Origin of the sequence: Paludibaculum fermentans (assembly GCF_015277775.1) — a bacterium.
Lineage (GTDB): Bacteria > Acidobacteriota > Terriglobia > Bryobacterales > Bryobacteraceae > Paludibaculum > Paludibaculum fermentans.
The window spans coordinates 4,885,234-4,900,386 of the sequence record NZ_CP063849.1 but is presented as its reverse complement, the minus strand read 5'-3'; the positions used below and the strand labels follow the sequence as shown (position 1 = coordinate 4,900,386).

Here is a 15,153-nt window from a genome sequence, read left to right as displayed (position 1 = left end):
TTCGTATCCGAATGGCAGTGGAGGGAATCCATGACATTGCCCGCATACCGGGTAGGCCTGTTCGCCGCTATCCTGGCGTCGGCAGGCTGTTCCATAGACATTAACAGTAAGCCCACCGGTGAGACGGTAAGGGATACGAAGATCATCGAACGGTCCCGCGCGGCGAAGGCCGAGATTGTGGTGGCCGATCTCAACATTGGCGCGGGAGAGCTCAACGTGAGCGGCGGCTCGAAAGAGTTGTTTGATGGTGAGTTTACCTACAACGTGCCCGACTGGAAGCCGGAAGTCCGCTATGACGACTCAGGCTTTCGCGGCCGGCTGACGGTCCGGCAGGGCGGCGGCAAAGGCAATTTCGGCAACATCAAGAACATCTGGGATCTGAAGCTGGCCAACGACGTTCCCCTGGACCTGCGGATCCACTGCGGAGCTGGAGAGAACAAGCTCAACCTGGGAGACCTCACGCTGCGCAGCGTGGAGGTCCAGATGGGCGCCGGTTCCGTCGATATGGACCTGCGCGGCAAACCGCAGCGGGACTATGAAGTCCGGATCGAAGGCGGTGTCGGCGAGGCGACAGTGCATCTGCCGCCGGATGTAGGTGTGGTGGCCGAGGCGAACGGGGGCATCGGCTCCATCAACGTGCGAGGCCTCAAGAAAGACGGCGATCGTTGGGTAAGCGAGTCAAACGGGCAGTCGAAGGCGACCATCCGCCTCAGCGTGAAAGGCGGGATTGGCGAGATTAATATCCTGGCGCAGTGACGCCGGACCCGCTAGAGTTGCTCGGCGTCCATCAGGAGGATGGGCGCCGAGGGTGCCAGTTTGCGGAGGCTGGGCACGACGTTGCGCAGGTTTTCTTCCGAATCGGCGGCGACGATCATGACCGGCCGGTCGTCGGAGACACCGAAGAGACGGCCGCGGTGAACGTGATGGTCTTTGCCGAAGCCCATCACGCCGCGCATCACACTGGCGCCCTGGACGCCTTTCTGGTTGAGCTTGCGCACCAGCGCCTCGTACAGCGGGATGTCGCCGTGCGTCTCGGTCTCCGCGAGGAAGATAACCATTAGCTTCATTCAGCCTCCACGACTTCCTTGGGTTTGTCGGATCCCGACACGAGTAGATACAGGCTGGGCAGGGCCAGCAACGTGAGCAACAGGGTAGACAGCAAACCGCCCACAACAACCGTGGCCAACGGCCTTTGTATATCACTACCGATGCCTGTGGCGCGGGCGGCTGGGACCATGCCCAGCAAGGCTACCACGATCATCATGAGTACGGGGCGCATCTGTGCGAGGGCGCCCTGGACGACAGCATCGCGCACACCAAGCTCAGGATCGGACCGGCGCCGGCGGTTGATCTCAGCAACCACGAGCACGCCGCTCATCACCGCCACGCCGAATAGGCTGATGAAGCCGACGGCGCTGGAGACGCTGAGGTTGATGCCGCGCATATACAGAAAGATGATGCCGCCCACCAGCGAGAAGGGTACATTCATCAGGACCAGTCCGGCATAGACCGGAGATCCGAAGGTCCAGAACAGCAGGGCGAAGATCACGGCCACCGTGACCGGCATGATGAACGTCAGCCTGCGCTTGGCGCGGGTGAGATTTTCGAACTGGCCGCCCCAGTCGACGTCGTAGCCCGGGGGCAGATGAATCGCCTTACTGAAGCGAGTCTGCGCGTCGGCCACGAAGCTGCCCTGGTCGCGGCCGCGAATGTTGGTGCGGACCGTAATCTGGCGGCGGTTCTCGCGGCGGGCGATAATACTGGCGCCGTTGACCACGTCGATGCGCGCCAACTGGGCGAGCGGTACGCGCCCGCCATCGCGGGTCGGTATGAGGATCTCGCCGATGACATGCGCGTCCTTGCGCGCCTCCGGAATGAAACGGACGGTCACGTCAAAGACGCGTTCACCTTCAAACACGGTGCTGACGGCGCGGCCTCCGATGGCCATCTCGATCATGTCCTGGATGTCGCGGACATTGATGCCGTAGCGGGCCACGGCCTGGCGGTCGATCTGAATCCGCAACTGCGGCTGGTCTTCTTCCTGCTCAATTGCGGAATCGGCCGCACCTGGCACTTTCCGGATCACCTCAAGGGTCTCGCCGGCGAGCATGCGAAGTTCGGCCAGGTCGGTACCGGTGAAGATGACCGCGAGGTCGGCGGCTGAGCCGGTGACGGCCTCGGTCACGTTGTCGATGATGGGCTGCGTGAAGCTGAAGGATGCACCCGGTACCTCGTTGCGCAGGCGCTGCGACATGGCGTCGATGAGCGTGGCCTTGTTGCGTCCGGTGGTCCAGGATTCGTAGGGCTGCAGGGCGACGAAGATTTCGTTGCGGTTTGCGCCGTAGGGGTCAGTGCCCGAGTCGTTGCGCCCGCTTTGCGAGCTGGCCATCTTGACCTCGGGGAAGCTGCGGAGGATTCCGCGCAGTTGGCTGGCCACTTGGGCCGATTTGTCGATGGAGATGCCGGGCGCCAGCGTCGCGCGGACCCAGATGACGCCTTCGTCCAGTTGTGGCAGGAATTCCGAGCCCAGGGCCAGGGAAAGGACAAAGGCAGCCACCACCACAAGGACCGAAAGGCCGACAGTGGCCTTGGGGCGGGCCATCGTGGTTTCCAGGGCCCGGCGGTAGAGCTTGCCCAGCCAGTGGAGCACCGGGTTCTCCCAGTCCTTCGCTCCGTTTTTGAACAGGTAGGTAGCCAGCACCGGGATGAGCGTCAGTGCAATCAGCATGGAGCCGAACAGGGCGTAGCAGATGGTGAACGCCATGGGCGTGAACAGGCGGCGCTCGACGCGCTCCAGCGTGAATAGCGGAATGTAGGCGGCGATGATGATGAGCAGCGAGAAGAAGATGGGCCGCTCCATCTCCAGGGCCGCGTCGCGAATGGCGCCGACAACGCCATCCCGCTCTCCCAGTAGTCCGGCCCGCTTGCGTTCGCCCAGCATGTGGACAACGTGCTCCACCATGACCAGCGTGCCGTCGACGATGATGCCGAAGTCGAGTGCACCGAGGGACAGCAGGTTGGCGGGGATGCCGGAGAACTGCATGCAGAGAAACGCGAAGAGCAGCGACAGCGGGATGGTGATGGCGGTCAGAAGAGCCGCACGGACACTGCCCAGGAATAGGAACAGTACGGCGACGACGATGACCAACCCTTCGAGCAGCGTATGGGTGACGGTGCCCAGGGTGTTGTTGACGAGATCCGTGCGGTCGTAAATGGGCTTGACGGTGACGCCCTGCGGCAGGCGTGTGGAGTTCAGCTCTTCCACGGCATCACCGATCCCCTTCAGCACGTCGCTGGGATTCTCACCGCGGCGCATGAGGACGATGCCTTCCACGCCGTTGGTCTTTTCATTGACGCCGAAGATGCCGGTGGGCAAAGGAGCGCCAAACTTCACATGGCCCACGTCGCGGATGAAGATCGGCACGCCTTTCGACGCGCTGACCACGATACTCTCGACGTCGGACAGCGCCTTCACCTGGCCCACTCCGCGAATCACCATGGCCTGCTGGTGGTTGTCGAGAAGCGCACCACCGGCGTTCTGGTTGTTGGCGTCGATGGCCTGCGCCACCTGGGCGACGGTGAGGCCGTACTTGGCGAGGGCCAAGGGATCGATTTCGACCTGATACTGCCGAATCAGCCCGCCGAAAGGAGTGACGTCGGCCACACCCTGAACCTGCAGGAAGCGGGGTGTAATCACCCAATCCTGAAGTTCGCGCAGTTGCATCGCGTTGTAGCCGGTACCTTCCAGCGTGTAGCGGTAGAGTTCACCGATGGGTGTGGAGAGGGGGCCGAGCGAGGGCGACACGTTGGGCGGAAGATTGGCGTCGCGCAGCTTTTCGAGCACGACCTGGCGTGCGAAGTAGTCGTTCACGCCATAGGCGAAGGTAAGTTCGACCACAGACAGGCCGAAGATGGTGCGGGACCGCCGGGCAATGACATTGGGCACGCTGTTGAGCGCGCGCTCCAGGGGAACCGTGACCTGTTGTTCCACTTCCTCGGCCGCGCGGCCGGGATAGAGGGAGATGACTACCACCTGGGTGTCGGAGATATCCGGGTAAGCTTCGATCTTGAGCTGTTGGTAGGCCCAGATGCCGGCGGCCACCAGGATAAGACCCAAAATGAGGGTGATGAAGCGTTGCTTCAAGGCGAAACGGAGAAGTTTTGCAATCAATGTGACGTCTCCTCTAGTTGCCCTTGAGCAGCATCACACCGTCAGTGACAATGCGGTCGCCAACCTTGAGGCCCGTGGATACGCCGACGAGGTCACCGGCCCGGTTGCCGGTCTGGATTGGAGTCTGCATGAAGCGTCCCGGTGCCGTTTCCCGATAGACATAACTTCCGCTCTGGCCCTGCAGAATGGCGGGCGCGGGAATCGCCGCCATGGAGGACATGGTCTCCACATGGCGGACTCGGCCAAACATCTCAGGCAGCAGGCGGCCGGACGGATTCTGCAGTTCCGCGCGGACCTTCACTGTGCGCGTAGTCGGGTCCACGCTATCGGCGATGCGGCGCACTCCGGCCCGGAAGTGCTCGTTGGGATACGCACTCAGCTCGATATCCAGCATCTCGCCGAGCTTGATGAAACGAATCGCCGTTTCCGGGACATCCGAGGCCACCCAGACGGTACTGAGGTCGGCCACGGTCAGCAGGGCCTGATTCGTATCGTTGCGGAATTCGCCTTGCACGACATTCATTTCCAGCACCTTGCCGGAGACGGGGGCGCGCAGCGTGATCTTCTGCCCGAATTCGCCGGCCTTCAGGCCCAGGAGTCCCAGGCGGCGCAGGGCCTGCTCGCGGGCAGCCACAGCCTGCTCCACCTGCGCCTTGGCTTGCGCCAGGGCATTCTCGGCATTCATGAGTTCCTTGCGGGCGACCGCCTGGTGTTCCAGTAGGTCCCGGTTGCGCTCAAAGTCGGACTGCGCCTTCAGGAGGTTCGCTTTCATCTGGCCGAGGCTTGAGTCCGCCTGGAGGTAGGCGGAGATGGCGACGTCGGCGTCGGGGCTTTCGATGGTGGCGACGGGTTGGCCTTCCTTCACGGCATCCCCCAACTTCACGAAGACCTGGGTAATGCGGCCTGCTACCGGGGTGACGACCCTCGAGACACGATTCGGGTTGACCTCCAGCTTGCCGGGTGCATCCACCTCGTCGATCGGGATCTGGGCCGTCTGGACAGCTTCGACTTTGATCTGCCTCAGCTTGGGGGAGTCCGCGGGCAGGGTCACTTCACCTGGTCTGGTCTGGGGCGGCGGCGCCGCGGCCTGGGCTTCTTCCTGCTTCCTGGAGCAGGCGGCCAATGCGCCGGCCATCAATATGACTGCGATGATTCTCATGGATTTACCGACTTCCCGGTCACAGCGTCGATGAGGAATAGACTGCGTGTGTAGTCCGCCCTTGCGTCGTTGTAGCTCTGCATTGTGTCGTTATAGGTTCGCTCCGCATCGAGGAACTCCAGCAGCGAGGCTTCGCCCCGGCGATAGCTAAACTCCGTGATGTCGCGAACCTGTCTGGCCTGGTTCAGCAACTCGCCGCGGATGCGATCGAGCAGTCCCTTGGCGGTGCTGTACTGCTGCCAGGAGTTTTCCACTTCCGTGGAGATGGCGTTCTCCAAGGCCTTCGCGCGGTACTGCGTCTGCGTCATTTCCCGTTGGGCCCTGGCGATTTCGCCCTGGTTGCGGTCGTACACCGGCAGGGGCATGCTCACCATGACTCCGAACGTGCGGCCGTTCGAGTAGCCATATTGGTTGTGGTACAGCAGTCCGGTGGTGACATCGGGCTTGCCTATGGCCTGCTGCAGGTTGGCGTCCGCTTTGGCCCTGTCGGTGTCCTTGCGTGTCGCCATAAGGTCGGGCCGTTGAGCCAGCGCCTGCTTCTTCATCTCTTCCAGCACCATGACCATGTCGTCGCTGCGGAGAGAGCCGGTGACTTCAAAGTCGGCCATCTTGGAGTTGCGGCCCAGCAGCTGTTGGATGGTGTTGCGAGCGGTCTGTAGCTTGAGGTTCGCCTGGGCGACGGCGTTTTGCAGTTGCTGCTGGGCGACGCGCGTCCGGATGAGTTCCACGCCGGCCAGGTCTCCAGCGTTGACCTTGGCTTCGTTCACGCGCACTATGTCATTGAAAACTTTGAGATTCTGTTGCGCCAGGTCGACGTTCTCACGCGCCAGAAGGAAATCGACGCAGGCCAGTCGGACGGCCAGGCCCAACTGCCGCATGGTGTCGAGCAGGCGAAGTTCGGCCACAGACGTGACTGCCGTGGCGAGGTCGATCCGGCGCTCGCGCTTGCCGCCTCGCTCCCACGTGTAGTTGAATTGCGGGGAGAACTCCGATGGCCCGGCGCTGTTCTGCGGAGTCAGTCCGCGCCGCAGCCAGTCGAGATAGTCCCAATTGAAGATCAGCGTTGGATTCGGGCGAAGGGCCGCGGTGATCTCGCGGGCCTTGGCGACGGGTACGTTCTGCTTCTCGGCCATGAGGTCCAGGTTGTTACGCAGGGCCTCGTCGACTGCCTGATCAATGGTTAGCGCCGCTGGCGCCGGCTGGCCGGGCGCAGGAAGAGCCTGTCCCTGTGCCAGCGCGGTCAAACCCAGAAAGGCGCTGCAGCACACAATGCCTATGGTTGCTTTCACTTTTCTCCAGTATCCCGTGACAGCCATACCGACTCCTATCCCGAAGTCTCGGGATATTTTGCTCCAAATCCAAGCGTGATCGGAAGATATAGGTAACACGCCGGCCCGAACTGCATCTAAGCGTGATTCGACGTGCCCCGTCGATCCGTGGTGAGATATAGCCCACAAGGGGGATATATCCCCAGCGCGGAATCGCGCATCCTAAACAGTGAGGGGGCAACTACAACCGTGGTGCGCGCAGCGGAGCCGGGCAACATTTCGTCTGCCCTCGTGCGGCCAGTCACCCAGAAGGCCATCAGCCGGGTCGTGCTCGCCGGATTTGCCCTGGTGATCCTCCTGCTGCTGGCGGCGGGCCTGTTGGGTGTCCGCAGTATCAGCAACATACGGTCGACAACGGCGGAGCTTCTGGAAGAGCAGGTTCGCATCCAGGATCTTCTGGATGCCGTGCTGCGGGAGCAGCGGGCGATCAATGCCATCTTCGCGGGCTTTGCCAAGCAACCGGAAAACCTGGACCGCCAACAGCTGCTGAGCCAGTTAGAAGCCTCTGACCGCGATATCGAGAGCATTGCCGCCGATGCGGCCGACGAGCCCGCCCAGGCACTGTGGCAGGACCTTTACAAAGCGGTCACGCACTACTCCACCGAAGCGCGTGGCATTCTCAGTGACGAATCGGGCAAAGCGCGGCCGCTGCGCCAGATGATGTCGGCCCATCAGAATGTGCTGGCGCTGGTGGATAAGTTGGTCGAGGTTCAGTCGAGACGTTCGGTTGAGCTGAAGCAGCAGCTGGAAGGGATCTCTGAGAGGTTGCTGCGGGAGTCGTCTATCCTCCTGGGGGCCGGCCTTTTGCTTGCCTTGGGTTGCGCTGTGTACACCGTCAAGCTGACGGTCAGTCTGATCCGGCAGTTGGAGTGGCAGACCGGTGAGTTGAGCCGCGTGTCGTGGAACCTGCTGGAGAAACAGGAGACCACCGCCAGGCGCTTCTCGCATGAGCTTCACGACGAATTGGGGCAGTCGCTTACGGCGGTGAAAGCGAACCTTGTCACAATTCTGGATCATGCGAACGGAGGCCGGGCGCAGGTCGACGACTGTCTGCATCTTGTCGATGCCGCAATCGTCAACGTCCGCGAGCTCTCGCAGTTGCTGCGACCGACGATCCTGGACGATTTCGGGCTGGATGCGGGCCTGCGCTGGCTGTGCGACCGGTTCCAGCAGCGCACCGGCATCAACGTGGAGTATACGTCGACGTTCGACGGACGTGTCGCGGATGAGACGGAGACTCACATCTTCCGAATCGCCCAGGAGGCCCTGACCAACGTGGCCCGGCACTCCAAGGCGACCAAGGTGGAGGTCTCGCTCGCAAATCCCGGCGGTCAGATTGAACTGCGGATTGCGGACAACGGCCGCGGCGTGGTTCCGGAAGAGGAACAGAATCGCCGCGGATTGGGCTTGGTCGGAATGCGAGCGCGGGCACGCAGCGCTGGGGGAGAATTGAAGGTGGACACCGCGCCCAACCAGGGCGTCGCCATTCTGGCCAGCTTCCCGTTCGCTGAGCGGCTGGAATAGCGGGCGGCGCTTCAGCGTGCACCTATGAGTTCGAAAAAAATCAGTATTCTGCTGGCCGACGACCACAGCGTTGTCAGGCAAGGCTTTCGCCGCATCCTGGAGTCCCAGGCGGACATGGAGATCGTCGGCGAGGCTTCCAACGGCCGGGAGGCTATTGAGCGCGCGACCACCCTTTCGCCGGACGTCGTCGTCATGGATGTAGCCATGCCGGAACTGAACGGGATCGAAGCGACCCGGCGTCTGATGGAAAGCTCCCCCAGGACTCGGGTCTTGGCTTTATCCATGCACAAGGATGCTGTTTATGTCAGGGAGATCCTGCGGGCCGGCGCGCGTGGCTATCTCCTCAAAGACGCGATCGATGCCGATCTGCTGGCGGCTGTGCGGGCGATCGCTCGCGGGGAAGGCTACCTGTCTCCGGCCATTGCCGACGCGGTGCTCACCGACTACCGGCAACATGTCACGGATCCGATTGACCTGCTCACCTCGCGGGAGCGGGAAGTGCTCCAGTTGATTGCCGAAGGAAAGACGAACAAGGAAATCGCTTCGGATCTCAAGTTGAGTGTCTACACCGTGGACGCGCACCGCGGCCGCATCATGGAGAAGTTGAACCTTCATTCCACGGGCGAACTGGTGCGGTTCGCTGTTCGCAAGGGGCTGATCGACTAGTTTGACGCCCGCGGTGGTCCGTTGAGACCCCCGCTTGCGCTATGATCTCCACTGGTGTCCCAGGAAGTTCCACAGCAAGAAGCGCCCGCCCGGCCGAGAGTCTCCGTCGTGATCGTTGCTTACGAATGCGAGGCAGCCCTGCGCCGTTGCCTGACCGCGCTGGATGCATCGCAAGATCGTGCAGCGATTGAAGTTCTCGTCGTCGATGCCGGCAGCCGGGATGGCTGTCCACGGGTGGATGCGGACTTTCCCGGCATTCAGATGCTGCGTTTGCCTCGCAATTTCGGGCGGTCGCGGGCACGCAACATTGGGATGCGGACCGCACAATCGGACCTGATTTTCTTTCTGGATCCGCACGTCGAAGTGCAGCCGGATACGGTCAGTACGCTGGCCGCCGTCCTCGAAGCCAGCGACGCTGTGACCGCCAGTGCGCCACAGATCCAGGACGCTTCCGGCGCGGTCGTGCCGAACTCGTTCCGGTTGCCGTCTCCGGAAGCCTTGGCGGAGGCCAGCCTGCGCGGAGTGCCCCTGCCGCGAGTGGCGCCCCAGAGCGGCCTGGCCGAAGCGGTTGACGAAGAGGCGATGATGGTCCGCAAGTCATTCCTGGCTGGAATGAACTACCTGGACGAGAAACGGTTTTCGGAGCACTGGAGCCTGTTGGAAGTCTGCTGGCAGATCAGGAATGCCGGGAAGCAGATTCTGGTTTCCGAACAGACCTTCGTCGTGCTGAATCCGTTCACTGAGATTGCGATGGATGCTGATCTCTACACCGCCGACCGGGTCTCCGGAGCCGCCGCCTTTATCTCCAAGCATCTGGGTTTTGGCGCGGGCATCTCATTCAAACTGAAGTGCTTCTTCTCGGCACTGGGGTCATTGAAGGTGGGCCTGGCCTTCTCCATTCTCTCCGGCGCCAAGCTCGACCCGACACAGTAAGGCAAATAACTTAGATTGCGGCTATAAAGCCTTGGCGCGGCCCGTCCGATACATTGCAAGAGAGTCACTATGACCGCCATGCTTTGGATCCTACTTCCGCTCTTCATTGCCGCTGGAAGCGCGCTGTTGAGCTTCTACATCATGCAGGCCAAGCTCGAGGTAGCCGTCTCGAAGGAACGGGAGAGCCTTGCCGAGGCCCGCGCGGTGATTAAGAATCAGGAAAAGCTGATTGAAGAAAAGGTGAAAACGGCGGAAGAGTCCACCATGCGCAAAGCCTTCGACCAGTTCCTGGCCGACTTCCGGGTGGAAGAGCGCCACTACATGCGTGAGAACAAGTCGATGTTCGTCAACCGCAAGGCGCTGGTGCTGCAGGAGCGGCTGTTCTTCCGCAATATCCCGCTCTCAAACTGGGTGGAGCACGAGATGGTGGTCGAGGAGGGCAGCGACATGAAGAGCCTGGCCAAACAGTGCTCGATCTTCAGTACGCGGTCGATCTCCGGTGACGAACGTTCGCAGAATTCGCGGCTGTTGAAGTCAAAAGAAGCGCGAACCGCGTAGAACTACTTATCCGTCAATAACATCTGGGCAGCAACCAGGACGAGGAAGACGGCATAACCGCGGCGGGCAACCACCGGTGGCAGGCCCAGCGTAATGCGCGCTCCGAAGTAGAACCCGATGAAGAGCCCGAGCGCGATCAGCGCGGCATACTTCATGTTCATGTGGCCCATGCGGTGATACTCGTAGGCGCCCAGGAAGCCTACTGGCGGAATGAGCGCTGCCAGGCACGTGCCAAGCGCGTCGAACTGCTCCATTTTCAACAGAAAGATCAGGCCTGGGATGATCACCAGGCCCCCGCCAATGCCGAACATCCCGCCCAGGACCCCGGCTACCAGCCCAATGGCCAAAAGCAGCAAGTAGTTCATCGATCAGGAGTCTAGCAAAACCAGGCTGCCCTGGACCATTCCCGGGGCGATGTGGACGAAACTGGCGGAATTCGTTGAAGATGTAAACCTTCCGGCGGAAACCCGCGTCATTCGGGTTAGGATGGGCACGATGGCAGACCAACTCGTCGCCTCGGCTGGTGCCGCGGAAGCAGGCTCCGACTTTGCCGGATGGATGCTGTCCGAGCAACGCCGGGTATTCCTGCTGTGCCAGCGCATGCTGGGCGAGGCGGATGAGGCGGATTCGGCCACTCAGGATGTCTTCTTCAAGGCATATAAAGCGCTGCAGAAACAGGAAGTTCCCATCGACGATTCGGCCAAGTGGCTGACACGGATTGCGGTGAACACCTGCCTGGATAAGTTGAGGTCCAGGCGCTGGCAGTTCTGGCGGAAACGCCCGAAGCAGGAAGACGAAGAGCTGATTCTTAATATGGCCTCCTCGGCGTCGCCCGATGCCGAGGCTCAGATGTTTGCCGGGGAAATAGGGGTTCGATTGCAGACCGCTCTCGGTAACCTGTCTGACCGGCAGCGGGCCGTCTTCACCTTGCGGCACTATGAAGATAGAGGCCTCGACGAGATAGCGGAGATTCTTGACCTGGACGTAGGGACAGTGAAGGCGCACATGGCCCGGGCGCTGGCGAAACTCAGGCTGGAGCTTCAGGATCTCTATGAGGGCCGCAGGAAGTAGGGAATGGGAGTGAGGATTATGAACTCGGACAAATACAACTCGCCCCACTGGACGGAAAGCGATCTCATCAGCCGGTTGTACGGCTTGGATCCGGCGGAGGGACGCTCTCCGGCCCATCTGACCGAATGCAGGGACTGCAGTGACCATTGGCAGGCCGTACAGGCTCGCCGCCGTTCCGTTGTGGAGGACGCGCCGGCATCCAGCGAGGGTCTGGAGGAGCGGCTGCGCGCACAACGCCAGGCCGTCTGGGCACGGATCGAGCGCCCGCGGCGCCCCTTGCTCTGGCGGATGATCCCGGCCACCGCGACGGCGCTGATGATTTTCGCCGGTGTGGCGATGCATCAGGCGAAGCCGCCCGTGATCCCGGTCCAGACCGCTTCAGCGGTGTCTGACGCCCAGTTTTTCAACGAGATCGCGAGTGTGGTGAATCAGGAGACGCCGCGCGCGGCCGATCCCCTGCAAGGTCTGTTTGACAGCAATGCGGCGCCGGCCGCGGTTGAGGCGCAGTAGATTATGCTGCGGTTGATTTTACTGGTGTTTTGCCTGGGGCTACCCCTGCTGGCGCAGATGCCCCGCGGTTTCTATCCGTGGTGGGATTCGCCGGTGGCCAAGGATCTCAATCTGACTGACGACCAGAACCGGCAGATCCGCGACATCGTGAAAGAGTACCGTACGAAGATGATCGATCAACGGGCCTCCGTCGAGAAGGCCGAAGTCGAACTGCAGGATATCTTCAACGAAGACAACTTTGACCAGCGGCGCGGCAACGAGGCGATTGAGCGCCTGATCGCCGCCCGCGGCGACATCACTCGCAGCTTCTCCCAGATGAGCCTGCGGTTGCGTGCCATCCTCACGCCTGACCAATACCACGAGCTGATGCGCCGCCGGCCGAACATGCAGCCGGGCAATCTAATGCGGGAACTGCAGAAGCGGAACCAGAATGGGCCTCGTCAGAACGGCCCGGGCGGCGGCCGCCAGCCTATGCCTCAGCACCCGCCGCAGCAATAGCCCGGATTCCAGCCACGTCCACAATCCTCGGGCCTGCCTCTGCGTGAGGCGTTTCCACTGCCCATCGCAGCGCCAACAGCATTTGCGCGTGAGTGACCAAACCCAACCGAAGCGCGGCGGCCCGCGTGGGCCCCAGACGCTCAGCCAGCCAGTAGAAGGGCACCAGGATCAAGGGCCAGCGATGGCCAGCCCCCAGGACGTACCAGGGACGCAGGATGGTGGCGTTCAGCCCGGCTTCCAGGATGCGCTGTTCACACTGCGTGCGGATGGCGATATAGCCCTGCATGGCGGGCGCGGGATGAGCCACGCTCACATAAACGAAGTGGCGGATGCCAGCCCGCCGGGCGGCGTCCACGCTGGCAAAGAGAGAAGTGCGGTCCACCCTCTCAAACTCCGCCTGTTTCCACGATGCCGGATGCGGCGTGCCTACCAGATGGACCAGCGTGTCACAGCCTTGGGCCGCTACAGTCACGCTGTCAGGGTTCAGGGCGTCGCCCAAATGGAGAACCGCCCCTCGCGGAGCGCGCGGCTCGCCACCCGGCCGTACCAGCACTCGGACTGACGCGCCCCGAGCAAGCAATACTTCGCAGAGCGCACGCCCGAGATAGCCGGTACCGCCGGTGACAAGGACTATTGGGCGGTCTCCTTCAACCAGATGTTCCTCGCCACACTACAAACCCCGTCCAAGGTTTCCGAGACTTGGGCGCAGACCATGGTGTCGGATTGCATGGTGGGCAGATCCGCCGGGATGGTCACTTTCAGGAGATCAACCCCCAATTGCAGCGTGGGTTCCGGTGTTGCGTCCATCCAGCGGTCGTGAATTCGCACTTTCACCGGATGAATAGCACTGGCCAAACCAGTGATGAAGAGTTGCAGCGTCTTGCCTGTTTCGGCGGGCCGGTCGGCGCTGTTCGTCTCGTCATCGCTGTTGAGAATGAACAGCAGGTCGGGCGAGATGGCCACGATGTCGACGCCATAGGCCACGCTGGCGCTGCCGGAGTTGGTGGCGACCACCGGAGCCGGGCCCGGTGTCAGGTCCACCGGGACCTGCACTGTGAGTTCCGTTGCGGAGACCAGGACAATGGAGGCCGGACGGCCCCGCATCGTCACCGTGGTCTGGTCTGTGAAGTTGGTGCCGAGCAGGACAACGAGCGCGCCTGGGGCGAACGGCATGCCCCAGCGGGAGCCCGGCGTCACGACGTTGGTGATGGTGGGGGCCGGAGCGGGCGGAGGCTGTTCGGGCAGCGGAGCCGTGACGGTCAGCTTGACGTGAACGAACTGCTCTTCCACGCTGCCGGAGTAGGGATTGACGTTCTGGAAGACCAGGTCAGCTTCATACAGCCCCTCGGGCAGAGACTTCGGCAGGACGTCGAAGCGCACCGTGGCGTTGTTGGCGCCGCTGGGGTTGGCGACGGTCAACCAGCCCGCACCGTTGACGTATCGGGTCAGGACCCGCCATTGCAACAGGCCGCCGCCGATGTTGTGGACCAAAACGTAACCCGATTGCGCGGCAGAGCCGGAGGGCGCGCTGAAGTCCTCGGGCGAGCGGGTGGGCGTGATCTCCATCTTGGGGAAGTAGTTCGCGTTGCAGTCGCCCAGCAACTGGCAGTCGTTGGTGACGGTGGCGGCTTTGTAGCGCGGAATGGGCGCCCCCGCGACCGAGCCCGTGAGGGTGGAGAGCGGTCCCAGGCTCACCGTCTGGGTGACCACGCCTTCGGTGACGAACTGATCGGTGGGCAGGAACAGCCAGAGCGGGATCTGCGCCGATTCCAGCGTGGTGGAACTGGCGTCCAGCACTTCATACACGACATAGGGAGACGAACCCTGGTAGTCGATCTCTCCCACGCCAAACAGGGCCTGCGGGCCGGTGCTGGGCGTCCACACGACGAACCCGCCGCTGCCGTCGGGTTGGGCCCCGCGCACCCTCACCAGCAGCAGCGTGTTGCCGGCGAGCGGATTGTACAGGCCGCCCGTAGGATTGGTGCCGAATTGGCCGCTGGAGGTGGGGATGGCCGCGTCGCTGCCGGCGATGGCGTCGGGGGCGACGATCTTCGCTCCGGTGGGTACACCCGCCAGGCGGATCATGACGCGCATGCCGTTTGTCGTGTCCGCCGTGACCCGGCGTACAAAGGCCGAACCAAACCCTTCAGTGACACGCGTGGTCGCCATGCCGGCGCCGCTGGCGATCATGTTGTCGAAGTCCAGGTACTGCGGCAGCGGCGGTCCGGTGCCGTATACTGAGGCCGCCAGGGTGGTCGCATAGAGCGATGTCTGCGACGTGCCCACCGTGGTGATGGGCGAAGGGATGGGCAACTGCTCATTGGTGAGCCACTGCACATAGGCCTGCGTGGTTCCACCGGCTTCCGTCCGGATGCCGCTCACTTTGACGAGGAACGTACCCTGTGACGTCATATTGAACTGGAAGTTCTCGATCAGGATCGAAGTATCCAGCGGGCGCACCGTAACCGGCAGATTCGTATACCCGACGGGCGTCTGCAGGGCGAACGTAACGCCCTGGACGAAACCCGAATCGTCAATCGCATTCGAGATGCGCCGGCTCACGGAAATCTGGAGCGAGCCCTTGATGAGGCCCATCGGAGCGCCGCCATAACAGCTGAGCAGAATGTCCCCAATCGGTTCAGTTAAACCTTCTGACGCCACAAGCAAGGGCGTCGCGGTCAGCGCGCACTGCGTGGCGGCCTGGACCGGGAGCATGAGTAGACACAAGAAGACCA

15 protein-coding genes are annotated in these 15,153 nt (G+C 62.3%); 8 read left to right on the top strand and 7 right to left on the bottom strand.

The window, feature by feature from the left end:
• Positions 1-30 precede the first annotated feature (30 nt).
• Positions 31-756, top strand: coding sequence for a toast rack family protein (locus IRI77_RS19185; RefSeq protein WP_194446652.1), 726 nt, complete (start codon positions 31-33; stop codon positions 754-756).
• A gap of 11 nt (positions 757-767) precedes the next feature.
• Here IRI77_RS19185 and IRI77_RS19180 read toward each other — a convergent pair whose 3' ends face one another.
• From IRI77_RS19180 to IRI77_RS19165, 4 genes are read right to left on the bottom strand one after another with little or no spacing between them, the layout of a single operon-like run.
• Positions 768-1,067, bottom strand: a complete 300-nt coding sequence (locus IRI77_RS19180) for a DUF190 domain-containing protein (protein WP_194446651.1) — start codon at positions 1,065-1,067, stop codon at positions 768-770.
• The gene (locus IRI77_RS19175) at positions 1,064-4,171 is read right to left on the bottom strand and encodes an efflux RND transporter permease subunit (protein WP_194446650.1); all 3,108 of its coding nucleotides are present in this window, start codon (positions 4,169-4,171) and stop codon (positions 1,064-1,066) included. Before IRI77_RS19175 ends, IRI77_RS19180 begins: the two co-directional genes overlap by 4 nt.
• A gap of 13 nt (positions 4,172-4,184) precedes the next feature.
• Complete coding sequence (locus IRI77_RS19170) at positions 4,185-5,330, bottom strand: efflux RND transporter periplasmic adaptor subunit (protein WP_194446649.1); 1,146 nt, start codon at positions 5,328-5,330, stop codon at positions 4,185-4,187.
• Positions 5,327-6,619, bottom strand: coding sequence for a TolC family protein (locus tag IRI77_RS19165; protein ID WP_194446648.1), 1,293 nt, complete (start codon positions 6,617-6,619; stop codon positions 5,327-5,329). Before IRI77_RS19165 ends, IRI77_RS19170 begins: the two co-directional genes overlap by 4 nt.
• 228 nt (positions 6,620-6,847) lie before the next feature.
• On the opposite strand from IRI77_RS19165, the gene IRI77_RS19160 reads away from it, so the two are divergent.
• The 4 genes from IRI77_RS19160 (at position 6,848) to IRI77_RS19145 (ending at position 10,339) form a co-directional block, all read left to right on the top strand.
• Complete coding sequence (locus tag IRI77_RS19160; RefSeq protein WP_194446647.1) at positions 6,848-8,182, top strand: sensor histidine kinase; 1,335 nt, start codon at positions 6,848-6,850, stop codon at positions 8,180-8,182.
• A 24-nt stretch (positions 8,183-8,206) separates the two neighbouring features.
• Entirely contained in the window at positions 8,207-8,848 is a 642-nt protein-coding gene (locus IRI77_RS19155; protein ID WP_194446646.1) for a response regulator, read from the top strand.
• 54 nt (positions 8,849-8,902) lie between these two features.
• On the top strand, positions 8,903-9,781 hold the full coding sequence (locus IRI77_RS19150) for a glycosyltransferase family 2 protein (RefSeq protein ID WP_228486205.1): 879 nt from the start codon (positions 8,903-8,905) through the stop codon (positions 9,779-9,781).
• A 69-nt stretch (positions 9,782-9,850) separates the two neighbouring features.
• Positions 9,851-10,339: a hypothetical protein gene (locus IRI77_RS19145; protein ID WP_194446644.1), complete on the top strand. Its 489-nt coding sequence runs from the start codon at positions 9,851-9,853 to the stop codon at positions 10,337-10,339.
• 2 nt (positions 10,340-10,341) lie between these two features.
• On the opposite strand, the gene IRI77_RS19140 is transcribed toward IRI77_RS19145, so the two are convergent.
• The gene (locus IRI77_RS19140; RefSeq protein WP_194446643.1) at positions 10,342-10,704 is read right to left on the bottom strand and encodes a sulfite exporter TauE/SafE family protein; all 363 of its coding nucleotides are present in this window, start codon (positions 10,702-10,704) and stop codon (positions 10,342-10,344) included.
• A 130-nt stretch (positions 10,705-10,834) separates the two neighbouring features.
• On the opposite strand from IRI77_RS19140, the gene IRI77_RS19135 reads away from it, so the two are divergent.
• From IRI77_RS19135 to IRI77_RS19125, 3 genes are read left to right on the top strand one after another with little or no spacing between them, the layout of a single operon-like run.
• Positions 10,835-11,410, top strand: coding sequence for an RNA polymerase sigma factor (locus tag IRI77_RS19135; protein WP_194446642.1), 576 nt, complete (start codon positions 10,835-10,837; stop codon positions 11,408-11,410).
• 18 nt (positions 11,411-11,428) lie between these two features.
• Positions 11,429-11,920: a hypothetical protein gene (locus tag IRI77_RS19130; protein WP_194446641.1), complete on the top strand. Its 492-nt coding sequence runs from the start codon at positions 11,429-11,431 to the stop codon at positions 11,918-11,920.
• A gap of 3 nt (positions 11,921-11,923) precedes the next feature.
• A complete protein-coding gene (locus IRI77_RS19125; protein WP_194446640.1) occupies positions 11,924-12,418 on the top strand; it encodes a Spy/CpxP family protein refolding chaperone in 495 nt (164 codons plus the stop codon).
• Here IRI77_RS19125 and IRI77_RS19120 read toward each other — a convergent pair.
• Positions 12,390-13,052 carry an SDR family oxidoreductase gene (locus IRI77_RS19120; RefSeq protein ID WP_228486842.1) on the bottom strand — a complete coding sequence of 221 codons (663 nt, stop codon included), beginning with the start codon at positions 13,050-13,052 and terminating at the stop codon, positions 12,390-12,392. The genes IRI77_RS19125 and IRI77_RS19120 overlap by 29 nt on opposite strands.
• Complete coding sequence (locus IRI77_RS19115) at positions 13,049-15,013, bottom strand: IPT/TIG domain-containing protein (RefSeq protein ID WP_194446639.1); 1,965 nt, start codon at positions 15,011-15,013, stop codon at positions 13,049-13,051. Before IRI77_RS19115 ends, IRI77_RS19120 begins: the two co-directional genes overlap by 4 nt.
• Positions 15,014-15,153: the final 140 nt, after the last annotated feature.